Source organism: Streptomyces sp. JLBT605 (assembly GCF_058215555.1).
On the sequence record NZ_CM177087.1, the window covers coordinates 3,715,632 to 3,741,101 of the forward strand.

General features: G+C 74.0%; 20 protein-coding genes and 1 pseudogene. 13 read left to right on the plus strand and 8 right to left on the minus strand.

Translation table 11 applies throughout. From position 1 onward, the window contains the following. Positions 1–81: 81 nt before the first annotated feature. From AC4BDD_RS16130 to AC4BDD_RS16145, 4 genes are all read right to left on the minus strand, one after another. Positions 82–1,326, minus strand: a complete 1,245-nt coding sequence (locus tag AC4BDD_RS16130; RefSeq protein WP_490686134.1) for an LmeA family phospholipid-binding protein — start codon at positions 1,324–1,326, stop codon at positions 82–84. 90 nt (positions 1,327–1,416) lie between these two features. Continuing rightward, positions 1,417–3,117, minus strand: coding sequence for a hypothetical protein (locus AC4BDD_RS16135; RefSeq protein ID WP_490686135.1), 1,701 nt, complete (start codon positions 3,115–3,117; stop codon positions 1,417–1,419). Between the two features lie 10 nt (positions 3,118–3,127). Next, a complete protein-coding gene (locus AC4BDD_RS16140; protein WP_490686136.1) occupies positions 3,128–3,412 on the minus strand; it encodes a MoaD/ThiS family protein in 285 nt (94 codons plus the stop codon). 133 nt (positions 3,413–3,545) lie between these two features. Continuing rightward, on the minus strand, positions 3,546–4,481 hold the full coding sequence (locus AC4BDD_RS16145) for an alpha/beta hydrolase (RefSeq protein WP_490686137.1): 936 nt from the start codon (positions 4,479–4,481) through the stop codon (positions 3,546–3,548). Positions 4,482–4,800: 319 nt separating this feature from the next. On the opposite strand from AC4BDD_RS16145, the gene AC4BDD_RS16150 reads away from it, so the two are divergent. From AC4BDD_RS16150 to AC4BDD_RS16170, 5 genes are all read left to right on the plus strand, one after another. Continuing rightward, a complete protein-coding gene (locus AC4BDD_RS16150) occupies positions 4,801–5,625 on the plus strand; it encodes a response regulator transcription factor (RefSeq protein WP_490686138.1) in 825 nt (274 codons plus the stop codon). 24 nt (positions 5,626–5,649) lie between these two features. Further along, entirely contained in the window at positions 5,650–6,672 is a 1,023-nt protein-coding gene (locus AC4BDD_RS16155) for a LacI family DNA-binding transcriptional regulator (RefSeq protein ID WP_490686139.1), read from the plus strand. Positions 6,673–6,766: 94 nt separating this feature from the next. Then, positions 6,767–7,852, plus strand: coding sequence for a S1C family serine protease (locus AC4BDD_RS16160; RefSeq protein WP_490686140.1), 1,086 nt, complete (start codon positions 6,767–6,769; stop codon positions 7,850–7,852). A 161-nt stretch (positions 7,853–8,013) separates the two neighbouring features. Then, on the plus strand, positions 8,014–8,766 hold the full coding sequence (locus AC4BDD_RS16165; protein ID WP_490686141.1) for a response regulator transcription factor: 753 nt from the start codon (positions 8,014–8,016) through the stop codon (positions 8,764–8,766). After that, entirely contained in the window at positions 8,763–10,166 is a 1,404-nt protein-coding gene (locus AC4BDD_RS16170; RefSeq protein ID WP_490686142.1) for a sensor histidine kinase, read from the plus strand. The genes AC4BDD_RS16165 and AC4BDD_RS16170 overlap by 4 nt, the downstream gene beginning before the upstream one ends. Before the next feature lie 31 nt (positions 10,167–10,197). Here AC4BDD_RS16170 and AC4BDD_RS16175 read toward each other — a convergent pair whose 3' ends face one another. Further along, positions 10,198–11,748: an LmeA family phospholipid-binding protein gene (locus AC4BDD_RS16175; protein ID WP_490686143.1), complete on the minus strand. Its 1,551-nt coding sequence runs from the start codon at positions 11,746–11,748 to the stop codon at positions 10,198–10,200. A gap of 245 nt (positions 11,749–11,993) precedes the next feature. Between AC4BDD_RS16175 and AC4BDD_RS16180 the strand changes: the two genes are divergently transcribed. Further along, a complete protein-coding gene (locus AC4BDD_RS16180; protein WP_490686144.1) occupies positions 11,994–12,326 on the plus strand; it encodes a hypothetical protein in 333 nt (110 codons plus the stop codon). Positions 12,327–12,580: 254 nt separating this feature from the next. Continuing rightward, entirely contained in the window at positions 12,581–14,071 is a 1,491-nt protein-coding gene (locus AC4BDD_RS16185) for an oxidoreductase (protein ID WP_490686145.1), read from the plus strand. Between the two features lie 101 nt (positions 14,072–14,172). Here the strand turns inward: AC4BDD_RS16185 and AC4BDD_RS16190 are convergent, their stop codons facing one another. Continuing rightward, on the minus strand, positions 14,173–16,014 hold the full coding sequence (locus AC4BDD_RS16190) for a bifunctional metallophosphatase/5'-nucleotidase (protein ID WP_490686146.1): 1,842 nt from the start codon (positions 16,012–16,014) through the stop codon (positions 14,173–14,175). 119 nt (positions 16,015–16,133) lie between these two features. On the opposite strand from AC4BDD_RS16190, the gene mshD reads away from it, so the two are divergent. The 5 genes and pseudogenes from mshD (at position 16,134) to AC4BDD_RS16215 (ending at position 22,296) form a co-directional block, all read left to right on the plus strand. After that, complete coding sequence (gene mshD, locus AC4BDD_RS16195; RefSeq protein WP_490686147.1) at positions 16,134–17,066, plus strand: mycothiol synthase; 933 nt, start codon at positions 16,134–16,136, stop codon at positions 17,064–17,066. 406 nt (positions 17,067–17,472) lie between these two features. Further along, on the plus strand, positions 17,473–19,770 hold the full coding sequence (locus AC4BDD_RS16200) for an RNA degradosome polyphosphate kinase (protein ID WP_490686148.1): 2,298 nt from the start codon (positions 17,473–17,475) through the stop codon (positions 19,768–19,770). Between the two features lie 160 nt (positions 19,771–19,930). After that, positions 19,931–20,215: pseudogene (locus AC4BDD_RS16205) on the plus strand (CHAD domain-containing protein); the annotation flags it as partial. Between the two features lie 477 nt (positions 20,216–20,692). Beyond that, complete coding sequence (locus tag AC4BDD_RS16210) at positions 20,693–21,781, plus strand: CHAD domain-containing protein (protein ID WP_490691794.1); 1,089 nt, start codon at positions 20,693–20,695, stop codon at positions 21,779–21,781. An 8-nt stretch (positions 21,782–21,789) separates the two neighbouring features. After that, on the plus strand, positions 21,790–22,296 hold the full coding sequence (locus AC4BDD_RS16215; RefSeq protein ID WP_490686149.1) for an NUDIX hydrolase: 507 nt from the start codon (positions 21,790–21,792) through the stop codon (positions 22,294–22,296). A gap of 56 nt (positions 22,297–22,352) precedes the next feature. Here AC4BDD_RS16215 and AC4BDD_RS16220 read toward each other — a convergent pair whose 3' ends face one another. Next, a complete protein-coding gene (locus AC4BDD_RS16220) occupies positions 22,353–23,378 on the minus strand; it encodes an aldo/keto reductase (RefSeq protein ID WP_490686150.1) in 1,026 nt (341 codons plus the stop codon). 198 nt (positions 23,379–23,576) lie between these two features. On the opposite strand from AC4BDD_RS16220, the gene AC4BDD_RS16225 reads away from it, so the two are divergent. Next, the gene (locus tag AC4BDD_RS16225) at positions 23,577–24,473 is read left to right on the plus strand and encodes a helix-turn-helix domain-containing protein (protein WP_490686151.1); all 897 of its coding nucleotides are present in this window, start codon (positions 23,577–23,579) and stop codon (positions 24,471–24,473) included. A gap of 99 nt (positions 24,474–24,572) precedes the next feature. Here the strand turns inward: AC4BDD_RS16225 and AC4BDD_RS16230 are convergent, their stop codons facing one another. Continuing rightward, a complete protein-coding gene (locus AC4BDD_RS16230) occupies positions 24,573–25,412 on the minus strand; it encodes a class I SAM-dependent methyltransferase (RefSeq protein ID WP_490686152.1) in 840 nt (279 codons plus the stop codon). Positions 25,413–25,470: the final 58 nt, after the last annotated feature.

A 25,470-nucleotide genomic window follows, 5' to 3' on the forward strand; every position in this document is an offset into this window, starting at 1 on the left:
GCAACGGTAATCTGCCCTACGGACACGGTCGTCTCAGTTAGTGGGATTTCCGCCCCGGCCGGCTCCGGGACGGGGCCCGGATCAGCCGGCCAGGTTGACGCCGCTGCCGGTGATCGGGATGTCCACGCCTTCCGGCGTCGACTCGACCCCCTCCAGCCGGATGCCGGCCGGCAGGCCGTCGATCTTCCGGTCGAAGTCCGTCTGCCGCCGGACCTGCGACTCGAAACGCTTGGGGACGGCGTCCGGAATCGTGTTGGCGCGCAGCCGGATGGTGTCGCCGTTCACCACGGACACCGTGCCGTCCACGCTCAGGCTGAAGCCCATCATGCTGCCGGTGATCTTGACCTGGCTCTTGCCCTCCGCGCTCTTCCCGGCGTAGCTGATCGTGACGCCCGGGCCCGCGTAGGCCGACAGGTCCGCGTAGCTGATGTGCGCCCGGCCGGTGGCCCGGTCCGCGGTGGCCGAGGAGAAGTCGCCGGATATCCGCACCTGGTGCAGGGTGGCTCGGAGTTCGGTGACGCGGATCGAGCGGCCGTCGTCGGTGTCGGTCTCCATCCCGTCGAGGTTCACCTCGACCTCGTCCAGCTCCTTGTTCAGCGCCTGGGTCAGGAAGGGGAACCCCTTGATCGAGACCTTCGGGGTGATGTTGAGCCCCTGGGTGCTCTTGATCTTGTCCGCGGCCTCGCTCTCGGCGAAGTTCACCGCCAGCCGGTCGGCGCCCACGGCCAGACCGCCGAGGATGACCAGGGCGATCACCGTGTTCCGCAGGCCGCGCCGCGGCTTCCGCTTCCGGCGCGGTTCCGGCTCCGGGGCCGGCTCGGGCGCCTGCCCGAGCGGGGGCGGCGGGGGCACCTGCTGCGCCGACGCCGGTTCCTGGCCGTGCGCGTACGCAGCCTGGTCGTGGCCCTCGGCGTACGGGGCCTGGTCATAGCCCTCCGCGTACGGGGCCTGGTCATGGCGCTCGGCGTACGGGGGCTGCTCGGGGCGCTCGGTGTACGGGGCCTGGGAGTGGCCCTCGGTGTACGGGGTCTGGTCGGTGCCTTCCCGGTACGGGGCCTGGTCGTGGCCCTCGGCGTACGGGGTGTGCTCGGGGCCGGCCGGGTAGCGGACCTGGTCGGGGCCCGGCGCGTACGGGGCCTGGGCGGGCTCGGCCGGGTAGCCGGCCGGCGCCGGGCCCGGGGGATACGGGGGCTGCTCGGGGCTCGGCGGGTACCCGCCCTGCTCGGGGCCCGGCGGGTAGGGCCCGGCCTCGTGATGCCCCGGATGCGTGGCGCCCGCCCCGCCCGCGCCCGTGCCCGCCCGGTTCGTGTGCCCCGCGTCCGTCATGCTTCGTCCCCCAGTGATTCGGCAGCCGCAGGCATCCGCCTGCGGCTGCGAGCCTAACCGGATTACCGGACCTACGGCCTTGCGGACCGGTCAGCCGATGGCCCGGCCGATCAGGTAGACGGCGGGCGCCGCGGCGGCGAGCGGCAGCGCGACACCGGCGGTCATGTGCACGAAGCGCGATGGGTAGTCATAACTCGCCACCCGCAGGCCGATCAGCGCGCACACCCCGGCCGCCGCACCCAGCCCGGCGGCCCCGGCGGTGTCGATCCCGGCCAGCTGCCCGGCGCCGAATCCGGCCCCGGCCGCCGCGAGCAGCGCCAGCACCACCGAGACCGCGGTGGGCAGCGGGAGCGCCCGGGCGATGGCCGCGGCGGCGATCGCGGCGGCGCCCACGACGACCGCGTCCGCGGACTCCGCGGCCGCGGCCAGGTGCCCGGCCGCGATGACCGTCAGGGCGGACGAGACGGTCGTCACGGTGAGGCTGTACATCCGCTCGTCGGGGGTGCTGCGGTTGCGCAGCTGGAGGACGAGCACCAGCAGCATCCACACGCCGATCGTGGCGATCACGACCGTCGGGGCGTCCTCCCGGTCGGTGGCCAGCAGCCCGATGTCGGCGGCGACGCCGCCCGCGAAGGCGAGCATGATGCCCTGCCGCGCGGGCCACATGCCGTTGAGCCGGAACCAGCCCGCCGCGGTGACCGCCTGGAGCAGCACCACCGCCACGGCGACGGCCGGACGCGGGAGCGGCGCGGTGGCGGCGAGCAGACCGGCGATCGCGGCGGTCAGCAGCGCGGGCACCAGGCCCGGGTCGACGATCATCGGGCGGCCCTCGGCGCGGGCCTTCTCGGCCGCCGTCATCGGTCTCGCCGGTGCCGCCCCCTCCCGCGCGGCCTCGCCCGCTCCCGGCTCGGCGCCGTGGACCTGCGGCTCCAGCCGGCCCGGCCCCCGCGACTGCGACAGCGGTTGGGCCGGCGGGGGTGCCTGCCGGTGCCGGGACCGGCCCGGACGCGGCTCGGTGTGGCCCGGCGCGGCTGGGCCGTGGGCCTGCGGCGGGAAGGGGGTGCCGGTGCCGGTGTCGGCGGTGGTGGCGGTGCCGGTGGCGTAGCCGGCCGGCGCCTGCTGCGGGTGCTCGGACCAGGAGCCCTGGGCGTACCCCTGCGGATCCGCGTACGGCGCCTGACCCTGCTGCCCCCACCCGCCGGCATGGCCGGTCTGGTGCCCCGCGTCCTGCGGATGCGCGGCCTGCCCCGGATGCCCGGGGTACGGCTGGTCCGGCGTCTGCTGCGGCGAGTACGGCTGGTGCGGGTACGGCGCGTGGCCCTGCTCCGGACCGGCGTCGCCGTACCCCGGGTACGGCTGCTGCCCGGCGTGCTGCGCGTGCGGTCCGTCCTGCGCGTGGTGCCCGTGCGGCTGAGATTGCTGGTACGCCTGCTGCTCGCCGTAGCCGGGCCACCCCGCCGTGGACGAGCCGTAGGCGTCCTGCACCGCGTGCCCGGCCTGCCCGGCCTGCGCGGCGTAGGGGTCCTGCGCCGGGTACGGATTCTGCGCGGCGTACGGATCGTGGGCCGGGTACGGATCCTGCGGCGGATAGTGCGCTTGCGGGTGCTGGGCGTGCGGCTGCTGCTGCCCGTACGCCTCCGGCGCGTAACCCTCCGGCGCGTAGCCGTCGGGCGCGTAACCCTCCGGCAGGTAGCCCTCGGGTCCGTAGCCCTGCGGCGCGTACGCCTCCGGTCCGTAACCCTCCGGCCCGTAAGGCTCCGGCTCGTACGGATGGTGCGGCTGATTGCTCATCGGTTGGGGGTCACCCTCCTGCGAACGGCGGGAGCACCTCGACCGTGCCGCCCTCGGCCAATGGAACCGTCGAATGGTCGCGCTTGCCGACCGGCTCGCCGTCGACCAGGAAGGAGCAGCGCAGCAGCACCCGGGCGAACTCCGGTCGCTCGGTGTGCCGCTGCCGGGCGGCGTCCAGGGCCTCGGCGAGGGTGGCGGCGGCGTACGGCTCCTCGGCGGTGCCGGCCGCGGCCTTCGCGGCGGCCCAGTACCGGATGGTGCCGGCGGGCCGGTCCGTTGTGTCGCTGATCACCATCGCGACCCCTTTCCCATGTCGTCCGCCTCGGCGGTTACCGCCTCCATGATGGCGGGTGACAGGGGGCGGACGATGCCTCCCCCGGCCTCCGTCCGGGGGGACCCCCAGCGGGGCGGTGGAGCCTGCGGCGGGCTCAGACGTGGGCGGCGGCCCAGTCGCCGATGCGGGTCAGCAGCTCCGGCGAGGCGGCGTTCTCCGCGTGGCCGAAGCCGCGCTCGATCCACAGCTGAGTGGAGGACGGGTCACCCGCCCGGGCCAGCATCCGCGGATGGTCCAGCGGAAAGTACGGGTCCTGGTCGCCGTGCACGATCAGCAGCGGGGTGGGGGCGATCATCGGCACCGCGGCGACCGGCGACAGCGGCACCGGGTCCCAGTGCTTCCGGGCGATCCGGATCCCCATGCCGTAGCGGCCTACCAGTCGGCCGGTGGGACGCATTACCACCCAGTGCAGTCGCCGCATAGGCGCGGTCCCCCGGTAGAACCAGCGGGCGGGGGCGCTCACGGCGACGACTGCATCGGTGTGTGCGCCCATGCGCCCCTCACGCCTCTGGTGCTTCCCAGTGCGCTCCTGTCCGTCCCCTCCGCTCGGCTGCGACCCGAGCGGCTGAATCTCGGCAGTCCCATGGAGAGCTCCGGCGGCCTCCCGGAACAGCGCGGCGTGCCGCAGCACCACCGAGCCGCCCATCGAGAAGCCGACCGTCACCACCCGCCGGTGGCCCAGCTCACGCGCCCAGCGGACGGCCGCGGCGAGGTCCAGCACCTCCCGGTCGCCGACCGTGGACCGCCCGCCGGATCGGCCGTGACCTCGGAAGGAGAAGGTGATCACGGCGGCGCCGCGCCCCAGTTCGCGCGCCGCCCGCCGCAGCGCGGGCCGCTCCAGGGCGCCGCTGAAGCCATGCGCCAGCACGATGGCGGGCTGCTCGGCAGAAGCCCGGGCGGCGTCCGCGCCCGGGGTGTACACCGCGTCGATCGGGGTCCGGTCCTCGGTGAGCAGGGTCACTTTGCGGGCGCCGCACGTGACCGGCGAAACACGACGACGTGCAGATTCGGCCTCTGATCCGCGTGTCATGTGGGCTATTCTGCTGGGCAGAGGATCCGGGCAAAGCAGCCCCCGGGTCCTTTTGTGCTTTCAGGCGCGCATTGCGCGTTTGAGCGCAGGCGCGCTCCAGGGCGCGGAGCCGCAAACCGTACGAAGCAGTGCCGCAACCTCCCTCTGGCAGGGACCGAGGAGGAACCGACGTCATGGGCAAATCAGGCGAGCTGAAGATGCCGCAGCGCGTGCGGGGCCGCGGGCTCCAGACGCAGGCAGTCACGATCGGGGCGATCACGGCGGTCACGGTCCGGTCGATCGCGCTCGGGGCGATCACGGTCGAGGCGGGGGGTCGGCGATGAGCTCGTTGCTGCTGCTGACCAACGCCCTCCAGCCGTCGGCGGAGGTGCTTCCGGCGCTCGGGCTGCTGCTGCACAGCGTGCGGGTCGCCCCGGCCGAGGGGCCCGCCCTGGTGGACACCCCCGGCGCCGACGTGATCCTCATCGACGGCCGCCGCGATCTGCCGCAGGTGCGCAGCCTGTGCCAGCTGCTGCGGTCCACCGGCCCCGGCTGCCCGCTGATCCTGGTGGTGACCGAGGGCGGCCTGGCCGCCGTCACCGCGGACTGGGGCATCGACGACGTGCTGCTGGACACCGCCGGCCCGGCGGAGGTCGAGGCCCGGCTGCGCCTGGCCATGGGCCGTCAGCAGATCGGCTCGGACGACAGCCCGATGGAGATCCGCAACGGCGATCTCTCGGTGGACGAGGCGACGTACAGCGCCAAGCTCAAGGGCCGGGTGCTGGACCTGACCTTCAAGGAATTCGAACTGCTGAAGTATCTGGCGCAGCACCCCGGCCGGGTCTTCACCCGCGCCCAGCTGCTCCAGGAGGTGTGGGGCTACGACTACTTCGGCGGCACCCGCACCGTCGACGTCCACGTCAGGCGGCTGCGGGCCAAACTGGGCCCGGAGCACGAGTCCTTGATCGGCACCGTGCGGAACGTCGGCTACCGATTCGTCACCCCGGAGAAGGCGGACCGGGCCGCCGGGGAAGCCAAGGCGAAGGCCGCCGCCCGGGCCGCCGAGCGGTCCGTCGGCACCCGCGAGGATGCGGAGAGTGTGCGGCCGGACGCGATGCGTACGGAGAGTGACAAAGTCGCCGCCGAACGACCGGTCAAGAGGTAGATGGACCCGCGTAGACTGCCGCGCGTGGCCAAGGTGACGCGTGACGATGTGGCGAGGCTGGCGGGGACTTCGACCGCGGTCGTCAGCTATGTCATCAACAATGGACCAAGGCCGGTCGCCCCGGCCACGCGCGAGCGGGTACTCGCAGCGATCAAGGAGCTCGGCTACCGGCCGGACCGGGTCGCGCAAGCGATGGCGAGCCGCCGCACCGACCTCATAGGCCTGATCGTGCCGGACGCCCGGCAGCCGTTCTTCGGCGAGATGGCGCACGCCGTGGAGCGGGCCGCCGCCGAGCGCGGAAAGATGGTCCTGGTCGGCAACTCCGACTACCTCGACGAGCGCGAGGTGCACTACCTGCGCGCCTTCCTCGGAATGCGGGTCTCCGGGCTGATCCTCATCAGTCAGGGCCTCAGCGAGAACGCCGCCGCCGAGATCGAAGCCTGGGACGCCCGAGTCGTGCTGATGCACGAGCGGCCCGAGGCGATCGACGACGTCGCGGTGGTGCTCGACGACGTCGGTGGCGCCCAGCTCGCGGTGCGCCACCTGCTGGAGCACGGCCACGCGTACGTCGCCTGTATCGGTGGCACCGAGGTCACCCCGACCGTGGGTGACCCGGTCACCGACCACGTCGAGGGCTGGCGCCGGGCGATGATGGAGGCCGGACGGCCCACCGAAGGCCGCCTCTTCCAGGCCCCTTACAACCGTTACGACGCCTACCGGGTCGCGCTCCGGCTGCTCTCCGGCCCCGACCGCCCGCCGGCGATCTTCTGCGCCACCGACGACCAGGCGATCGGCGTGCTGCGGGCCGCCCGCGAGCTGCGCATCGACGTGCCCGGCGAGCTGGCGGTCGCGGGCTTCGACGACGTGAAGGAAGCCGCCCTGACCGACCCGCCGCTGACCACGGTCGGCTCCGACCGGCCCGCGATGGCGCGCGCCGCGGTCGACCTGGTGCTGGACGACGGGCTGCGGGCGGTCGGCTCCCGGCGCGAGCGGCTGCGGCAGTTCCCCTCCGCGCTGGTGGTGCGCCGCTCCTGCGGATGTGAGTGAGCGGCCCGGTCCTTATCCCGGGCATACCCACTTCTGTCGGGCTTCTCAGTAGGCACTCAGACAATTCTCATGCGCGCTGAGCACAGTCGGACGCATGACGGACAACCCGCGCCGCAGCGGCGGCTTTGACGCCTTCTTCCGGCCCGCGTCCGAGGGCCCCCAGGGGACCCCCACCCCGCAGCCGTACGTCCCCATCCCGCCCGGGCCGTATCCTCCCGTCCCGCCTGCCCCGCAAGGGCCCGCGCCTGCCCCGCAAGGGCCCGCGCCTGCCCCGCAAGGGCTCCCGCCCGCCCCGCAAGGGCCCGCGCATGCCGCGCCGGGCGGGCGCGGCCGCAGGCGCGGAGCGGTGCTGCTGGCCGCGGTCGCCCTCGTCTCGGCGGTACTCGGCGGCGGGGCGGCCGCGCTGGTCGGCAACGCCACCGAACCGGACGGCGACCGGGCCGCGGCCACCCCGGTGGTCAACACCAGCGCGAGCGGCGGCGGGGTCGCCGCCGTCGCGAAGGCGGTCAGCCCCAGCATCGTGGAGATCAAGGCGGCCTCCGGCGGCGGCGGATCCACCGGCTCCGGCGTCATCATCACCGGCGACGGCGAGATCATCACCAACAACCACGTGATCGCGGGCGCGAGCACCATCACGGTCCGGTTCAGCGACGGCAGCGAGAAGACCGCGTCGGTGGTGGGCGCCGATCCGGGCAAGGACCTCGCGCTCATCCGCGTCCAGGGCGCGAAGGGCCTGAAGGCGGCGACCCTCGGCGACTCGGACAGCGTGCGGGTCGGCGACCAGGTGGTGGCCATCGGCTCCCCCGAGGGCCTGACCGGCACGGTCACCAGCGGCATCGTCTCCGCGCTGGACCGGGACGTGACCGTCTCGACCGACGAGAGCCAGGGCGGGGCGGGCCGCGACGAGTGGCCCTTCGAGTTCGGCGGCGGCCGGTACAACGGGGACGTCGGCTCCTCGAAAACCACCTACAAGGCCATCCAGACCGACGCCTCGCTCAACCCCGGGAACTCCGGCGGCGCCCTGATCAACATGCGGGGCGAGGTCATCGGCATCAACTCGGCGATGTACGCACCGGGCTCCGGCCAGGCACCGGGCGGCGCGGGCAGCGTCGGCCTCGGCTTCTCGATACCGATCGACACCGTCACCTCCGACCTCGGCAAGCTCCGCTCCGGCGACTGACCTTCCGGGCCGGACCGGCCGCCCCGGCTGGCCGACCGTCCCTGCCGGACCGGCCGCCCCGGCCCGGTCGACCGTCCGTGTCAGGCTGACCGTCCGTGAGCCGGACCGGCCGCCCGTGCCAGGCTGGCGGGCGACGCCCGAGTGACCCGAGGTAGGTATCGATGAGCCCCGCCGACCACGGCGACCCGCGGCCGAGGGCCGCCCGCATCCTGATCGTCGACGACGAGCCGGCCGTCCGCGAGGCGCTCCGGCGCAGCCTGGACTTCGAGGGCTACCGCACCGAGACCGCCGTCGACGGTCTCGACGCGCTGGAGCGGACCGGCCGCTGCGACCCCGAACTGATCGTGCTCGACGTGCTGATGCCCCGGATGGACGGGCTGACCGCCGCCCGGCGGCTGCGCGCCGCCGGGGTGACGGTGCCCATCTTGATGCTCACCGCGCGGGACACCGTCGGCGACCGGGTCACCGGCCTGGACGCGGGCGCCGACGACTACCTGGTGAAACCGTTCGAGCTGGACGAACTGCTGGCCCGGATCCGCGCCCTGCTCCGCCGCAGCTCCTACGCCGCGGTGGCCGCCGGCGGCGAGGAGCCCGCCGGCCGGGTGATGTCCTTCGCCGATCTGCGGATGGACCTGGCCACCCGGGAGGTGACCCGGGGCGACCGGCGGGTGGAGCTCACCCGCACCGAGTTCACCCTGTTGGAGATGTTCCTGGCCCATCCCCGCCAGGTGCTGACCCGGGAGCAGATCCTCAAGGCCGTCTGGGGCTTCGACTTCGAACCGGCCTCCAACTCGCTCGACGTCTATGTGATGTACCTGCGGCGCAAGACCGAGGCCGGCGGCGAACCCCGCCTCGTCCACACCGTCCGCGGGGTGGGTTACGTGCTGCGGGCCGAGGACGGGACGGCACCATGAACCCGGTGACGCGCAGGCTGCGGCGGCTGCCGCTGCGCTCCCGGCTGGCGCTGCTCACCACGCTTGCGGTGGCCGTCGCGGTCGCCGCCTCCGCGCTCGCCTGCTGGCTCGTCACCCGCGACCGTCTGATCAGCGCGCTGGACGCCAAACTCCAGGACGTCAACCAGATCTCGGTACGCCGGCTCGCCGAGACGCAGAGCGACTGCCGGCCCGAATCGCGGGCCGAGGACGGCCTGAGCCCGGGCGCCTCCGACGTACAGCTCGTGCTGCCGGACGGCACCGCCTGCGTCGCCCCCGGCTCGCACGCGGTGAACGTCACCGACGAGGACATCGCGGTGGCCACCGGGCAGCTGGGCGAGAGCACCCATGACGGCACCACCCGGGACGGCACACCCGTCCGCGTCTACACCTTCTCCTTCCCCGGCGCCGGCCCGACCGTCTCCGTCTCCCGCCCGCTGGAGGAGGTCACCGACCCGCTGAACACCCTCGCCCTGGTGATGCTGGTGGTCTCCGGCATCGGCGTGCTCGGCGCAGCCACCGCGGGCCTGGGGATCGCCCGGGCCGGACTGCGGCCGGTGGACCGGCTCACCGGCGCGGTGGAACACGTGGCCCGCACCGAGGACCTCGCGGTGCGCATCCCGGTGGAGGGCGAGGACGAGATCGCCCGGCTGTCCCGGTCCTTCAACTCCATGGCCGCCGCGCTCGCCTCCTCCCGCGACCGGCAGCAGCAGCTGATCGCGGACGCCGGGCACGAGCTGCGCACCCCCCTGACCTCGCTGCGGACCAACATCGAGCTGCTGGTCCGCAGCGAGGAGACCGGCCGCCCGCTGCCGCCCGAGGACCGCCGGGCGCTGCTGGCCGGCCTCACCGCCCAGATGACCGAACTGGCCGCGCTGATCGGCGACCTCCAGGAGCTGGCCCGGCCGGACGCGCCGCCCGGCAGCGGCCCGCTCCAGGTCGTCGGCGTGCACCAGGTGGCGGAGTCGGCGCTGGACCGGGCCCGGCTGCGGGGCGCCGAGGTGACGATCGAGGCGGCGCTCCAGCCGTGGTACGCGCGGGCCGAGCCCGCGGCGCTGGAACGGGCGCTGGTCAACCTGCTGGACAACGCGGTGAAGTTCAGCCCGCCGGGCGGGGCGGTGGAGGTGGCGCTGAAGGACGGCGAGTTCACCGTCCGGGACCACGGCCCCGGCATCCCCGCCGAGGAACTCCCGCACGTCTTCGAGCGCTTCTGGCGCTCCCCGTCCGCGCGCAGCCTGCCCGGCTCGGGGCTGGGCCTGTCCATCGCGGCCCGCACGGTGCGGGGTGCGGGCGGCGAGATCTCCCTCCACCCGGCACCGGGCGGTGGGACCCTCGCCCGCGTCGTGCTGCCGGGCGCCGCGACCCCACCGCCGGGGTCGTAGACCCCACTGCCGGGGCCGTGGACCACACCTTCTAGCCGTGCCGCTTCTTTCCGTAGGCCAGGTCGACGCCGGAGAGGTCCGCGCGGATGCCCTCCCGGTCCACCGTGATGTGACGCAGCCGCAGCGGGCCCGCCTTCTTCGGCAGCTGGAAGGAGAACGACAGCCGCTCCGCCAGCTCCGGCGGCTTCAGCGCGGTCAGCGCCGCCGCCAGCTTGGGGTCGACGCCGATCCGGTCCAGCAGCCAGGGGTGCTCGGTGACCGCGTCCACCAGATTGACCTTCGTGAGCGCTTCGACGAAGCGCGGCGAGCCGGTGATCTCGTGCAGCCGGGCGTCGCTTCCCCGCGCCTGCCGCGCGGCCTCGTCCGGCACGCCCAGCCGCCGCGCCAGCGACGGCACCGACAGCATCGCCTTCGCCTTCTCGGCGTCCTTGCTGATGCGTGTCGCGGTCTCCCGGTGCAGCCGCAGGCCCGCGTGCCGGCCCGGCCGGTAGGTGGCGATACCGGGGATGTCCAGCCGCATGCCGCTGACGTTGGTGGAGATGCCGCGGTCGCCGTCGCGCCGGATGCGCGCCCGGGCGTTCACCCGCACCTGCTGACCGGCGACCGTCATCTGCCCGGCGGCGCGCACCGAGTGGTCGTCCAGCGGACTGAACGTCACCTGCGAGGCGCCCAGCTCGCGGTTGAGGTCGTCGAAGGCGAGCAGCACCTCGCCCCGCACCTCGCCGACCACGGCCCCGGTGACGGAGTCGGGCAGGCTGCCGGTGAGCCGGATGTCCCGGGCGCCGGCCCGCACTTCGGCGAGCGAGACCCGATCGGCGGCCACGTCCGGAATGGTGATGTCCACCCGCTCCAGCCGCCGGTCCAGCACCTGGGTGAGGAAGGGGAACCCGCGGATCTCCACCTGCGGCGCGGTGGTCAGCCCGAGCTGGCGCTGCAGCCGCTTCTCGGCCTGCGCCTCCGCGTACATCACGGCGCAGCGGTCGGCCAGGACCAGGATGACGATGCCGGCGGCGGCCGCGATCACCAGCTTGAGCATCAGCGAGACCCCGGACAGCGGCCGGCGGCGGCCGCGCTTGGTCCGCCGGTGGTTCGGCGGCGACCAGGGTTCGTCGTCCTCGCCGCCGTACCCGTCGCCGTCGTCGTCCGCCTTGAGCCCGAGGCCGAGAGGGTCCTCGGGGTCGTACGGATCGGCCAGCTCGGCCAGCTCCTCGTACGGATTGCGAGGGCGCGGACGCGGATCGAGCTCCATCGCCGAGGGGGCGGGAGCGTCCGGGGCGAGCGGTACGGCCACGGTGGTGGGGGCGAGCGGCATGACCGCGGTGGTGGGGTCGAGCGGTGCGACGGGGCCGAGTGGGGCGGCCGGGTGCTGCGGGGGCGTCACCTCAAGCGGCGCGATGACCTCCAGTGGCGTGGTGTCCGCCGGGGCCGCGTCCATCAGCGCCGTGTCCGCGGGCGCCGTGTCCGTCGGTATCGCGGTCGCCTCCAGCGGTCCGGGCTCGCCCTGGGCGGGGGGACCGTGCCCGGCGCGTCGGCGCCCGCGGCGGTGCGTGCGGGGCCTGGAGCTGTCGCGGGGTGAAGACATGCGTGTGGGGGATCGCATCGCGTCATCCCACACGCGCCCTTGCCCCGAACGCAAGTTTTACCGTCGGTCATGTGGCGGACGGCATGGGGTTCAAGCCGTTCCTCCACCGGAGTCACCTCCCCGTTCAGCTGCCCGGAGTCCGGCCCGGTCGCCGCCCCAACGGGGCAGGCCACCGCCGCTTCGGGGGCCTACCCGCCGCCCTTCGGGTGACGTGACGCACCCCTGACAAAGTCGTTGGTGGGGGCATGAACCGTATTCCTGCCACCTTCATCCTCACCGCGGCCGCACTCGGTGTGGCCACTCCGGCCCAGGCCGGCGCCCTCTTCGACGCCCCGCCCGGAGTCCCGGTCGGGGTCCCGTACGTCATGCAGACCAACGACGGGGGCGACTCGGGACACAACTCCCAGCAGACCCAGCGCAGTCCGCACCCGCAGGGGCGTGAGGTGACCCGCCGCATCCCGGAGACGGTGGACCGGCTGGTCCACCTCGGCGGCCAGCGCGACCGCGACCAGGATCCGGAAGACGCGCCGGCCCCGCGCCCGGAGTCCGAGCCCTGGGCGGAGGAGGAGGAAATGTGACGGACGGCGCCGGAGCCAAACGTTCCGCGCCGCGCTTCCGCCCGAAGGGGTGATCGGCGGTCTGCCGGGAACCGCGGCATGTGATCCGAGCGTCAGGATTGGTTCCGTCGCCATGACGCGCGAGGCCATGACGCGCGAGACACCACGGCCGGTCCCGAACACTCCCCGGGACCGGCCGTGGTGCGGTGGGCGGTCCTGCAGTTGGCCGTGGTGCGGTCGGCTGTCGTGCGGGGGTGTCCCTCTACCCTTCCCGGGTGGTCTCCTATGACGAACTGACGCCTGTCGAGCGGGAGATGTGGGACGCCTTCCCCACCGGCCGCTGGATCGATCTCCGCACCCGGGTGGCCGAGGAGGACGACCCCTCCCGCGGCGCGGAGTGGGGGCCGGAGCGCACCGTGCGGGCCGAGGTCGTCACCGCGCTGCTGCTGGGCGCGAACGCGACAGCCGCCGGGGCCGTCGCGGCGCTGCGGCTGGCCGGGGCGCGGATCACCGGCGCGCTCGACCTCGCCGGAGCGGAGATCACGCACACGGTCTGGCTCAAGGAGTGCCGCCTCGAGGAGAAGGTGAGCCTCTACGGGGCCTCGACACGGACGGTCCGGATCTCCGGCAGCCGGCTCCCCGGCCTCAACGGCGGGCTGGCCCGTGTCGAGGGCCACCTGGACCTGGCCCGGTCCACCCTGGACGGTTTCGGTCTGTCGCTGGTCAACGCGCATATCGCGGGGGAGCTGATCATCAGCCGCGCGACGATGCGGACCCCCGGCCGGTGGTCCGTCTTCGCGGGCGGGCTGGTCATGGGTGGCGCGCTCTTCGCCAAGGGGCTGGATACCGACGGCGGGGTGCGGCTGCGGGGCGCGCAGTTGCCCGGCGGGCTGTACCTGGCGGGGGCCCGGCTCGGCGAGACCGACGGGCTCACGCTCCTGCTGGAGAACGCGACGGGGTCGATCGTGCGGTGTTCGGACGGCTTCACCGCGCCGGGAACGGTGCGGCTGCGCAGTGCGCAGATCGCCGATCTGGTGACCTTCGAAGGAGCCCGGCTGCGCGCCCCGGAGAAGGCGCTGGTGTGCATAGGGATGCGCTGCGAGGACCTCGATCTGGCCCTCGGCGAGCGGCCGTCCGGGGCGGTGGACCTGCGCAGCGCACAGGTCAGCTGGTACCAGGACACCGAGGACACCTGGCCGGACGTCCTGGAGCTGGAGGGCTTCTCCTACGGCTCGGCGCGGTTCGAGAGCGCGGATGCCTCCTTCCGGGACGACGTGGCCCGGCGGCTGCGCTGGGTGCGGCACAGCCCGCGCTACCACCCGCAGCCCTACGAGCAGCTGGCGAGCTGCTACCGGCGGCTCGGCCATGACGACGAGGCCCGCCGGGTGCTGCTGGCCAAGCAGCGGCACCGCCGCCGGACGCTGCACCCGGCCGGGCGGGCGTGGGGCCGGCTCCTCGACGGCACCGTCGGCTACGGCTACCGGCCCTGGTTGGCCGGAATCTGGCTGATCGCGCTGACCCTGCTCGGCACCCTGGTCTTCCGCACCGCCTCCCCGGTCCCGAACAAGCCCGGCGAAGGGCCGCCGTTCAACGCCTTCGTCTACACCCTCGACCTGCTGATCCCCATCGGCGGACTCGGCCAGCGCGGGGCCTGGCACTTCGCGAGCGGCGGCCCGCAGACCCTGTCCTACGCCCTGATCGCCCTGGGCTGGATGCTCACCACCGCGCTGGTCGCCGGAGTCACCCGCACGCTGAACCGGAACTGAAAGACCCGGAGGGCCGGGGCTGAAACCGAAGGGCCGGGGCTGAGGGAGTGTCCCCCTCGAAGCCCCGGCCCTCCGGCGAGCCGTACAGCGCTACGTCGCGCTTACTTCACGATGGTGATGCGGTCCGCCGCCGGCGGGGCCAGCGGGGACTGGGGCGAGGAGTGCGCGCCCAGGTAGCCGAGGAAGGCGTCCAGGTCGGAGGCGCCGACCTGCTTGTTCTTGCCCTCCTTGATGGCCGGGAAGCCGTCGCCGCCGCCCGCGAGGAACTCGTTCATCGCGACGCGGTAGGTCTTCGCCGGGTCGAGCGGCGCACCGTTCAGCTTCACCGAGTCCGCGACGATCCGGTCCGCGCCGGTCTTCGTCAGGTCCAGGGTGTAGGTGAAGCCCTTGGACACCTGAAGGATCTTCGGCTGGGCCTGGTTGGCGCCGCTGACCTGCTGGCGCAGCACGGTGAGCAGCTGCTCGCCGGTGAGGTCCAAGGTGGTCATCATGTTGGTGAACGGCTGGACGGTGAACGCCTCGCCGTAGGTCACCACCCCGTCGCCCTCACCGCCCGACGCCTTGTAGGCCAGGTCGGAGCGGATGCCGCCCGGGTTCATCAGGGCCAGCTGGGCGCCGCCCTTGTCGGCCGGGGCGAGCGCCTCCAGCTGGGCGTCGGTGATGACGTCACCGAGCGGCGACTCGTACGCCTCGGAGCCGCGGCCCTTGATCTCCGCCGAGACGTAGCCGACGGGACGGTTGGCGACCGGCGCGGCGATCGCGTTCCAGCGCTCGATGAGCGCGGTCATGTCGGCGGCCTTGGGCTGCTCGCGGTGCACCACGTGGTTGGCGGACTTCACGCTGGTCCGCACGATGTCGCCGGTACGGCGGTCGTAGGTGAGGGTGGTGTCGGTGTACAGGCGGCCGAAGGAGGCGGCCGAGGTGACGGTGCGCGGCGTGCCGGACGGGTCCGGGATGGTGCACGCGTACGCCTGGTGGGTGTGGCCGGTCACCAGCGCGTCGACCTTGGGGGTCACCTTCTTGGCGATGTCCACGATCGGGCCGGAGATGCCGTCACCGGCGCCCGGGCTGTCGCAGTTGTAGTTGTACGAGGAGGAGGCGGGCATACCGCCCTCGTGGATGAGGGCGACGATCGACTTCACGCCCTGGCGGTTGAGCACCTTGGCGTACTTGTTGATCGTCTCGACCTCGTCGTGGAACTTCAGGCCCTTGATGCCCTCCGCGTTGACGACGTCCGGGGTGCCCTCCAGGGTGACCCCGATGAAGCCGATCTTCACGCCCTTGTGCTTCCACACGGTGTAGGGCTTGAGGATGGGCTTGCCGGTCTTCTCGTCGGTCACGTTGGCCGCGAGGTAGGGGAAGTCGGCGCCGGGGAAGGTCTTGCCCTCCTCGAAGCAGCCGTCCTTGGGGTGGCAGCCGCCGTTCTGCATCCGGGCGAGTTCCTTGGCGCCCTCGTCGAACTCGTGGTTGCCCACCGAGGTGACGTCCAGGTCGAGCTTGTTGAGCGCCTCGATGGTCGGCTCGTCGTGGAAGAGGCCGGACACCAGCGGGCTGGCGCCGATCATGTCGCCGCCGGCGGCGGTGATGGAGTACGGGTGGCCCTCGCGCGCCTTCCGCAGCGAGGTGGCGAGATATTCGACACCGCCGGCCGGTATTGACTTGGTGGTGCCGTCCGGCTGGAGCTCGCTGACGGTCCCGGAGGAGCCCTGCGGCGGCTGGAGGTTGCCGTGCAGGTCGTTGAAGGACAGCAGCTGCACGTCCACGGTCCGGCCCGGGTAGTAGCGCTGGCCCGAAGCACCGCTGTCACCTGCGGTGTTGGCCGCGTTGGCGCCCGCCGGTATCGCGGCGACGAGCACGCCGGCGGTCGCGGCCAGCACCGCCACTCCCGCGATCGAACGGCTTGCTCGACGTGCTGTTCGTCGCCGGTCCGGTCTTGCTGGCATGGTTTCCCCTTTTTGTGTGCTGGTCGGACGACGGCGGAAGCTTACGGTCAACGCGCGTAGCCGGGCAGGGGGGTCGAGGTTACGACCTGGTTGCGCATACCTGGCCTAGGCTCGGGTTCATGAGTGACGTGGTGAACGACCCGGTCGGCGGCGGGCGCATCGAGGTCCTGGACGAGCTGACGCCCGAGCAGGCGCGACGGGTGCTGGACCTGATCGCGGAAGCCGCGCGCACCGACGGACAGCCGGCCGTCTCGGAGCAGGGGCGGCTGCAGCTGCGGGGGCGGCGGGAAGGGGTGCGGCATCTGCTGGTCACCGACCGGATGGGCGAACTCCTCGGCTACGGCCAGCTGGAGGACACCGATCCGGTGGAGGCCCCGGCGGCCGAACTCGTGGTCCACCCGGCCCACCGGGGGCGCGGGCACGGGCGGGCCCTGGGCAGCACGCTGCTCCGCGAATCCGGCAGGCGGCTGCGGCTGTGGGCGCACGGCGGCCACCCGGCGGCCCGGCACCTGGCGCAGGTGCTGGGCATGTCGCTCTTCCGCGAACTGCGGCAGATGCGCCGCCCGCTGGTCGACCCGGCGCTGCCCGCCCTCCCGGAGCCGGTGCTCCCGGACGGGGTGACGGTGCGGACCTTCCGGCCCGGTGTCGACGACGCGGCCTGGCTGGCCGTCAACGCCGCGGCCTTCGCCCACCACCCCGAACAAGGCTCACTGACCCAGCGGGACCTGGACGACCGCAAGGCCGAACCGTGGTTCGACCCGAAGGGGTTCTTCCTCGCGGAGCGGGCCGGCGAGCTGATCGGCTTCCACTGGACCAAGGTCCACCAGGAGGAGCGGCTCGGCGAGGTGTACGTGCTCGGGGTGCGGCCGGACGCGCAGGGCGGCGGCCTGGGCAAGGGGCTCACCGCGATCGGCCTGCGCCACCTGGAGGGGCTGGGCCTGCCCACCGCGATGCTCTACGTGGACGCCGACAACACGGCCGCGGTGGCCGTGTACGAGGGGATGGGGTTCACCACCCACGAGGTGGATCTGATGTACCGCACGGAGAGCTGAGCGCCTCCCGGCGAGGGGCCGTGAGCCTTGGCGCCGCCGGTGGGTTGGTCGGGTGCTGGTCCACCGGCGGAAGGGGGCGTGCCGGGGCCGGGGCACTCCCCGCAGCGCGGCGAAGCAATCGACCTTCACTCCGCGAACCGGCTGGTGGCTTCGCCGCGCGAGGAGATGCCCCGGTGGCGCCCCCGACTCATCCGTGCCCCCGGGACCACGCTCAGTGATCACGCATCCCGGGGGATGCGCCCCGATTTCCTACGCGCCATGTCGCCGTTACCGGCGATTCAATCTTGGTTGCGAGCATCGCTGAATGCAGCCCGCTGTGCCCAAGCCCCAGCACCGGAGACTCCAAGTCGCTCCGGCGCCTACTTCCGGCGCGCCTGACCTGCCCGGGGCGCGGAAGAATGAGGTCATGAACCAGCCCAGTGGTCCGGCGCCCACCCGCTCGCAGTCCCACCCGCAGGCAGACGCCCAGGCGCAGCCGCAGTCGGCCCAGGCCGAGCCGAAGCCGCAGCCCTCGGTCGGCTCGATCGCGGCGCACCGGCCGAACGCCGTCGCCGCGCCGCCGGTCAGCGAGCTCGACCCGGACCTCGACGGCGACCTGGACTCCTACCACGGGGGCGACGGTGCCGAGGCGGATGCCGAGCTGCCCCAGGGCCGCTTCCTGGACCGGGAGCGCAGCTGGCTGGCGTTCAACGAGCGGGTGCTGGAGCTGGCCGAGGACCCGACGACCCCGCTGCTGGAGCGGGCCAACTTCCTGGCGATCTTCGCCAGCAACCTCGACGAGTTCTTCATGGTCCGGGTGGCCGGTCTCAAGCGGCGCATCGCCACCGGTGTGGCCACCCGCTCCGCCTCCGGGCTGCAGCCCCGTGAGGTGCTGGACCTGATCTGGACCCGGTCCCGGGAGCTCATGGCCCGGCATGCCGCCTGCTTCCAGCAGGACGTCGCCCCAGAGCTGGCCGAGCAGGGCATCCACCTGATCCGCTGGCCGGACCTGACCGAGAAGGAGCAGTCCCGCCTCTTCACCCTCTTCCGGCAGCAGATCTTCCCGGTCCTCACGCCGCTGGCGGTGGACCCCGCGCACCCCTTCCCGTACATCTCGGGGCTCTCGCTCAACCTCGCCGTGGTCGTCCGCAACCCGGTCAGCGGGCACGATCACTTCGCGCGTGTGAAGGTTCCGCCGCTGCTCTCGCGGTTCCTGGAGGCGTCCCCCGGGCGCTATGTGCCGCTGGAGGACGTGATCGCGGCGCACCTGGAGGAGCTCTTCCCCGGTATGGAGGTGCTGGCGCACCACATGTTCCGGGTCACCCGCAACGAGGACCTGGAGGTCGAGGAGGACGACGCGGAGAACCTCCTCCAGGCGCTGGAGAAGGAGCTGCTGCGGCGCCGCTTCGGGCCGCCGGTGCGGCTGGAGGTCGAGGAGTCCATCGACCGGTACGTGCTCGACCTGCTCATCCGCGAGCTGAAGATCTCCGATGCCGAGGTCTACCCGCTGCCCGGCCCGCTGGACCTCACCGGCCTCTTCGGCGTCGCCGCCCAGGACCGGCCGGAGCTGAAGTACCCCAAGTTCGTCGCCGGCACCCACCGGGACCTGGCCGAGGTGGAGTCCGCCTCGCCGCCGGACATCTTCGCCGCGCTGCGCGAACGGGACGTGCTGCTGCACCACCCGTACGACTCCTTCTCCACCTCCGTCCAGGCGTTCTTGGAGCAGGCCGCCGCCGACCCGGACGTGCTGGCGATCAAGCAGACGCTCTACCGGACCTCGGGCAAGTCGCCGATCGTGGACGCGCTCATCGACGCCGCCGAATCCGGCAAGCAGGTGCTGGTGCTGGTGGAGATCAAGGCCCGCTTCGACGAGCAGGCCAACATCAGCTGGGCGCGCAAGCTGGAGGAGGCCGGCTGCCACGTCGTCTACGGCCTGGTCGGGCTGAAGACGCACTGCAAGCTGTCCCTGGTGGTCCGCCAGGAGGGCGGCACGCTGCGCCGCTACTCGCACGTCGGCACCGGCAACTACCACCCCAAGACCGCGCGGCTGTACGAGGACCTGGGCCTGCTGACCGCCGATCCGGAGGTCGGCGCCGACCTGTCCGACCTGTTCAACCGGCTCAGCGGATACTCGCGCCGGGAGACCTACCGGCGGTTGCTGGTCGCGCCGAAGTCGCTGCGCGACGGGCTGATCTCCCGGATCAACAAGGAGATCACCCACCACCGCGCCGGCCGCCCCGCCTACGTCCGGATCAAGGTCAACTCGATGGTCGACGAGGCCGTCATCGACGCGCTGTACCGCGCCTCGCGGGCGGGCGTGCCGGTCGACGTGTGGGTGCGCGGCATCTGCGCGCTGCGACCGGGCGTGTCCGGCCTCTCGGAGAACATACGGGTGCGGAGCGTGCTCGGCCGTTTCCTGGAGCACTCGCGAGTCTTCGCGTTCGGGAACGGTGGCGAACCCGAGGTGTGGCTCGGCAGCGCCGACATGATGCACCGCAACCTGGACCGCCGGATCGAGGCGCTGGTCCGCGTCGCCGACCCGGCCCACCGCGCTTCGCTCAGCCGACTCCTCGAGGCCGGAATGTCGGACTCGACCGCCTCCTGGCACCTGGGCCCGGACGGCGAATGGACCCGGCGTGCGACGGACGCCGACGGGCAGCCGCTGCGGAACGTACAAGAAATGCTCATCGACGCCCGGAGGCGCCGGCGTGGTTCGACGACATGACCTGCCGCCGGCCGGAGTTACCGGGACGGGGACGGCCGGGCCGCCGTCGGACGGCAGCGCGCCGGCCGGCGTTCTCGGCACCGGGGGGAACGACATGACGGAACACGCGACGGGCACCACGGCCGGCGGCCCAGCCCTGGCCCAGGCCCCTTCGGAGGTCATGACGGACGCGACGGGGGCCGCGCCGCCGGGCGACGCGACGGCGGGCGAGGTGCTGGCCCGCTATCTGCACGCGCAGGCCGGTGATTTCCTGCGCAGCCTGCGGCTGCACCAGGAGAGCGGGGCGGATGTCGAGGAGGCCGCGGAAGCGGTCCGGCAGCTCCGCCGCTCGGCCCGCCGGATCAGCGGCGCGCTGCACGTCTACCGCCCGCTCACCGACACGGCCTGGGCGGACCAGCTCCGTACCGAACTGATCTGGCTGTCCGGCACCCTCGCCCGCGAGCACGCCTACGCGGGCCGGCTGTCCCGGCTGCGGGGCGCGCTGCACCGGCTCTCCGGCGCGACCGCCGCCCATCCGGACTCGCCGGATCCGGACCGCCTGGACCGCTGGGACGACCCGGACCGCTGGGATGACCCGGACCGTGCCGACCGCTTGGACCGCCCCGACAGCCGGTCCCGGCTGAACGGCCCGGACGCCGAGCCGGGCCGGCCGTCCGGTGCGGCAGCCGGCCCTCGGGGCGCCGGTGCCCCGGCCGACGGCGGCCTGGGCGCGGACGCGGCGGGCCGTGGGATTCCGGCCGACCTGCCCGGTCCGGCCGCCCCGGCAGACCGGGTCCGCCAGGGCACGGCTTCGGGCGCTCCGGACGGGGATCCGCGCCGGCCGTCCGGCGCGACGGCGGACGCCCGTGGCGGGCCGGCCGATCCGGCGAACCCGGCGGGCCAGGGCACCGATCCGGGCCGCCCGGACGCCGCCGGGCAGGACATGGACACGGCCCCGGCCCCCGGCAGCGGCCGGGGCGGCGGCGCCCGCCCGGCCGTGGCCGCTGCCGGGCCTGCCGCCGGGCGCGCATCCGTCTCCGCCGCGCGGCACACCGGCCGGGCCGCCCGGCGCGGCGTCTCGCTCACCGCCGACGACCCGGTGGACCAGCCGGCCGGCGGCCTGGCCCCCACCGCGCGGCGCGGCGCCAGGGTCACCGAGCTGACAGCGCCCGGCACGTCCGCCGGGCCCACCGGCCGGGGCGGCAACGGCGCCGAGCCGGAGCCGGGCGGCGCCCGGTCCGGCCGAGAGGCCCGGCAGAGCGGGCGGGAGGCGCGGCAGAGCGGGCGGGAGGCGCGGCCGGGCGGTCCGGCGCGCGCCGCGGGACGCGAGGCACCGCGCCCCGGCGCGCTCACCGTGGGGGCGGCCCGGGCCGGGGCCCTGCTGGAGCGCCAGCTCACGCTCGCCCGGACCCGCGCCCACACCGCCGCCCTGCAAGCCCTCGGCTCCTCCCGCTTCCACGCCGTGGCCGACGCCGTCGCGCTGCTCGCCTCCGAGGTGGTGCTGGACCCGGCCGCCGCCGCGCGCCCCGCCGGACAGGCGCTGCCGCCGCTCGCGGAGCTGGCCCACCGGCGGTTGGTGGAGGCCGTGCAGGCGCTGCCGCTGGGCCGCGCCGGACACCCGTACAACGCCGAGGCGCTGGTGCACGGGCTGGCCGCCACCCCGGCCGCGGACGCCCCGCCCGCCAGCGAGCAGCAGGACGCGCCCTGGCATCAGGTCCGGCTGCTGGTGCGGATGCGGCGGTACGCCCTGGAGGTGATCGACGAGGGGCAGCCCGCCGGGTCGGACGGGCTGCTGGAGACCGAACCATCGCTGTCGGTGCGACTGCTCGCCGCGGCCCAGGCGCTGGAGCGGCACCGGGACGCGGCCGAAGCGGCGGCCGCCGCCGCGGCCGCCGCCCGCACCCCGCGCATCGCCCCGGCCACCGCGTACGCCCTGGGGGTGCTCCATGCCGACCAGCGCCACGAGGTGGAGGCGGCGCGCTTCGCCTTCGGCCGCATCTGGCACCGGCTCCACACCGCCGGCGGGGCGTGACGGCGGCTATGGACGCGGGCCGGAACGGAAACGCGGGCCGGGACGCGCGGCAGGCGGGCGCGCCGGGCGGAGACGCCGGCCGGGGCGGACCGCGGGCCGGCGCGGCGGCGCGGCCCGTCCTCGCGGCGGGGTGCGCCCTGTGGCGGCGCTCCGCCACCGGCGAGGGGATCGAGCTCGCCTTGGTCCACCGGCCCAAGTGGGACGACTGGTCCCTGCCGAAGGGCAAGCTCAAGCGCCGCGAGGACGCCCGGGAGGGCGCCGTGCGCGAGGTGCTGGAGGAGACCGGCATGACCTGTGCGCCGGGGCCGGAGTTGCCCACCGTCCGGTACCTGGTCGACGGGCGCCCCAAGCAGGTCCGCTACTGGGCGGCCGAGGCCACCGGTGGCGGGTTCCTGCCCAACAAGGAGGTGGACCGCATGGTGTGGCTGCCGCCCGCCGCCGCCCGCCGCGTCCTCACCCACGACCACGACCGGCGGCTCGTCGACGCGCTGCTGGAGGCCCTGCACGCCTCCTGAGCCACCGGTGGCGGCGTCACCGGCGGGTCACCGGCGGCTCGGCGCGGGCCGCATGCCTACCGGCGGCGCAGCTTCTTGTCGGCCAGCGCCGGCGGCAGGTAGTAGCTGTCCGCCCGGTTCAGGTCGGTGCCCGGCGGCACGATCTCGTCGATCCGGTCCAGCACGTCCTCGCTCAGCACCGTGTCCGCACCGGCCAGCAGGTCGGTCAGCTGCTCGTGGGTGCGCGGGCCGATGATCACCGAGGTGACGGCCGGGTGCGACCGCACGAACGCGGTCGCCAGGTGCGGCAGCGAGAGCCCGGCCTCCTCGGCGAGCTTGCTCAGCGCACCGACCGCCTCCAGCTTCCGCGCGTTCTCCGGCAGCGCGGGGTCGAACTTGTGGCGCTCCAGCGCCGTACGGCCGCCCGACAGATCGATGTCGGACGCCTTGGTGTAGCGGCCCGACAGCCAGCCCGCGGACAGCGGCCCCCAGGTCAGCACGCCCATGCCGTACTTCTGCGCGGTCGGCAGCACCGCCGCCTCCGCGCCGCGCGCCAGCATCGAGTACGGCGGCTGCTCGGAGCGGAACCGGACATGGCCGCGCCGCTCGGACACCCACTGCGCCTCGACGATCTGCTCGGCGGGGAAGGTGGAGCTGCCGACGGCCCGCACCTTTCCGGCGCGCACCAGGTCGGAGAGGACCGACAGGGTCTCGTCGATGTCCGTGTCCGGGTCGGGCCGGTGGATCTGGTAGAGGTCGATGTGGTCGGTGCCCAGACGGCGCAGGCTGTTCTCGATCTCGCGGGTGATCCAGCGGCGCGAGTTGCCGGAGTGGTTGGGGTCGTCGCCCATCGAGCCGTGCGCCTTGGTCGCAAGGACCACGTCCTCGCGGCGGCCCTTGAGCGCCTTGCCGACGATCTCCTCCGACTCCCCGGCCGAGTAGATGTCGGCGGTGTCGATGAAGTTGATGCCCGAGTCGATGGCGTGGTGGATGATCCGCACCGCGTCGTCGTGGTCGCTGTTGGCCCAGGCGCCGAACATCATCGCGCCGAGGGCGAATTCGCTGACCGAGATGCCGGTGCCGCCGAGGATCCTGCGCTGCATGGTGTGATCCGTCTCCGCGTCTGTGGGGTCTGTGGGTGGGCGGGGTTGGTGTCCGTTACGTGTTCCACCTTTCCCGGCGGGCAGAGGCCGGGACAGGCCCGGCTCAGCCTGGGTCCGGCAGACCCCCCTTCGCCTGGCGGGCCTCCGGCGGGTCGCCGCGGAGACCCGCCGGAGGCCCCCTGGGCCGATAATGGACCGATGGGCAATTCGGAACCCGAGATCACCCCGTTCCTGAAGGCGCGCCGCGCGGCGCTCGACCCGGCCGCGGTCGGACTGCCCGAGGGGCTCGTCCGGCGGCGGGTGCGGGGGCTGCGCCGCGAGGAGGTCGCCCAGCTCGCCGGAATCAGCGTCGACTACTACACCCGGATCGAGCAGGGCCGGGCGAACGGCATCTCGGACTCGGTCCTGGACGCCGTGGCGCGGGCGCTGCGCATGTCCGACGCCGAGCACACCTACCTGCGCAACGTCTCCCAGCCCCGTCGGCGGGGCGAGCGGGCGGGCCAGGCGGAGCTGCTGCGGCCGCGGGTACGCCCCCAGGTGCGTCAGCTGCTCGACGCGCTCGACGACACCGTGCCGGCCTTCGTCTACGGGCCCGGGATGGACATCCTGGCCTGGAACCGGCTCGGCGGGCTGGTCTCGTTCGATCTGGCGGCCATCCCGGAGCAGGAGCGGAACGCGGCGCGGCTGGTGTTCCTGCACCCCGAGGCGAAGACGCTGCACCCGGACTGGGAGCAGCTCGCCGAGGAGACGGTGGCCAGCCTGCGGGCCGAGGCGGGCCGCAATCCGCAGCTGCTCTGCCGGAGGATCTGCGAGCTGCTGGAGGGCAGCGCGGACTTCCGGCGGCACTGGGAGGCCCAGGCGGTCAACGAGCGGACCCACGGCATCAAGCGGATCATGAACCCGGTGGTGGGGGAGCTCGTGGTGACCTACGAGGCGCTCCGGTTCCCGACCGACGGCGGGCAGCTGCTCTGCACGTACACGGCGGAGCGCGGCTCGGCCACGGCGGCGGCCCTGCGCGAGCTGGCCCGCCTGGGACGCCCGGACACGCGGATGGCGGCGGCGAGCGCCGCGCCCGGGGGCCTGGATCTGAGCTGACTGGGGCCTGAGCCGACGATCAGCGCGCCGTGACCGGGGGCCTGTGCCTGAGCCGACGATCAGCGCGCCGCGACCAGGGGCCTGGGCCTGCGCTGGCGGTCAGAGCAGCGCGGCGCGGGGGGCCAGCGCCTCCCAGGCCACCGTGACCTCGCCCTGGCGCCAGCGGCGGGGGCCGTCGGCGAGCGGCCAGTCCGCGCGGAGCGCCGCGCAGCTGCGGATCCAGCGCTGGCGGGCGCTCAGCCCCGCGTACGGGGCGGCCGCCGCCCAGGCGCGGTCGAAGTCGCGGAGGAAGGCGTGCACCGGCTCGCCCGGCACATTGCGGTGTATGAGGGCCTTCGGCAGCCGCTCGGCGAGATCGGAGGGGCGGTCCAGGGAGCCCAGGCGCGCGGCGAAGGTGACGGTCCGCGGGCCGTCGGCGTCGAGCGCGACCCAGACATGGCGGCGGCCTATCTCGTCGCAGGTGCCCTCGACCAGCAGGCCGCCCGGCGCCAGCCGGTCGCACAGCCGCCGCCAGACCGCGACGACCTCCTCCTCGTCGTACTGCCGCAGCACATTGGCCGCGCGTATCAGCCCGGGGCTGGTGCCGTGGCCGGCGGGCAGCGGCACCTCGAAGCCGCCGTGTGCGAAGGCCAGGCCCTCCCGCTCGTACGGCCGCGCGGCGGCGACCCGGGCCGGGTCTATCTCGACGCCGACGACGCGGATGCCGTCTCCCACCGTCCGCAGCCGCTCCAGCAGCTCGACGGCGGTCCACGGGGCGGCGCCGTAGCCGAGGTCGACCGCGACCGGCGCCGACCGCAGGGCGCCGCCGTGCACCGCGGCGATCCAGCGGTCCATGCGGCGCAGCCGGTTCGGGTTGGTGGTGCCGCGCGTCGCCGACCCTATGGGGCGGGTCGCCGGGCCCATCGGGCGTCTCGGCGAGGGAATGCGTGCGGCGGGCATGCGCTCGACTGTAAAGCAGCGCCGTTGTGGAGCGGCGCCGCGAAGGAGTGCCGGCCGT

What these genes read in the sequence shown, in the direction of transcription:
- AC4BDD_RS16130 (WP_490686134.1), bottom strand. Translation starts at nt 1,326, where the DNA reads ATGACGGACGCGGGGCACACGAACCGGGCGGGCACGGGCGCGGGCGGG.
- AC4BDD_RS16135 (WP_490686135.1), bottom strand. Translation starts at nt 3,117, where the DNA reads ATGAGCAATCAGCCGCACCATCCGTACGAGCCGGAGCCTTACGGGCCG.
- AC4BDD_RS16140 (WP_490686136.1), bottom strand. Translation starts at nt 3,412, where the DNA reads ATGGTGATCAGCGACACAACGGACCGGCCCGCCGGCACCATCCGGTAC.
- AC4BDD_RS16145 (WP_490686137.1), bottom strand. Translation starts at nt 4,481, where the DNA reads ATGACACGCGGATCAGAGGCCGAATCTGCACGTCGTCGTGTTTCGCCG.
- AC4BDD_RS16150 (WP_490686138.1), top strand. Translation starts at nt 4,801, where the DNA reads ATGAGCTCGTTGCTGCTGCTGACCAACGCCCTCCAGCCGTCGGCGGAG.
- AC4BDD_RS16160 (WP_490686140.1), top strand. Translation starts at nt 6,767, where the DNA reads ATGACGGACAACCCGCGCCGCAGCGGCGGCTTTGACGCCTTCTTCCGG.
- AC4BDD_RS16165 (WP_490686141.1), top strand. Translation starts at nt 8,014, where the DNA reads ATGAGCCCCGCCGACCACGGCGACCCGCGGCCGAGGGCCGCCCGCATC.
- AC4BDD_RS16170 (WP_490686142.1), top strand. Translation starts at nt 8,763, where the DNA reads ATGAACCCGGTGACGCGCAGGCTGCGGCGGCTGCCGCTGCGCTCCCGG.
- AC4BDD_RS16175 (WP_490686143.1), bottom strand. Translation starts at nt 11,748, where the DNA reads ATGTCTTCACCCCGCGACAGCTCCAGGCCCCGCACGCACCGCCGCGGG.
- AC4BDD_RS16180 (WP_490686144.1), top strand. Translation starts at nt 11,994, where the DNA reads ATGAACCGTATTCCTGCCACCTTCATCCTCACCGCGGCCGCACTCGGT.
- AC4BDD_RS16190 (WP_490686146.1), bottom strand. Translation starts at nt 16,014, where the DNA reads ATGCCAGCAAGACCGGACCGGCGACGAACAGCACGTCGAGCAAGCCGT.
- mshD (WP_490686147.1), top strand. Translation starts at nt 16,134, where the DNA reads ATGAGTGACGTGGTGAACGACCCGGTCGGCGGCGGGCGCATCGAGGTC.
- AC4BDD_RS16200 (WP_490686148.1), top strand. Translation starts at nt 17,473, where the DNA reads ATGAACCAGCCCAGTGGTCCGGCGCCCACCCGCTCGCAGTCCCACCCG.
- AC4BDD_RS16210 (WP_490691794.1), top strand. Translation starts at nt 20,693, where the DNA reads ATGGACACGGCCCCGGCCCCCGGCAGCGGCCGGGGCGGCGGCGCCCGC.
- AC4BDD_RS16215 (WP_490686149.1), top strand. Translation starts at nt 21,790, where the DNA reads ATGGACGCGGGCCGGAACGGAAACGCGGGCCGGGACGCGCGGCAGGCG.
- AC4BDD_RS16220 (WP_490686150.1), bottom strand. Translation starts at nt 23,378, where the DNA reads ATGCAGCGCAGGATCCTCGGCGGCACCGGCATCTCGGTCAGCGAATTC.
- AC4BDD_RS16225 (WP_490686151.1), top strand. Translation starts at nt 23,577, where the DNA reads ATGGGCAATTCGGAACCCGAGATCACCCCGTTCCTGAAGGCGCGCCGC.
- AC4BDD_RS16230 (WP_490686152.1), bottom strand. Translation starts at nt 25,412, where the DNA reads ATGCCCGCCGCACGCATTCCCTCGCCGAGACGCCCGATGGGCCCGGCG.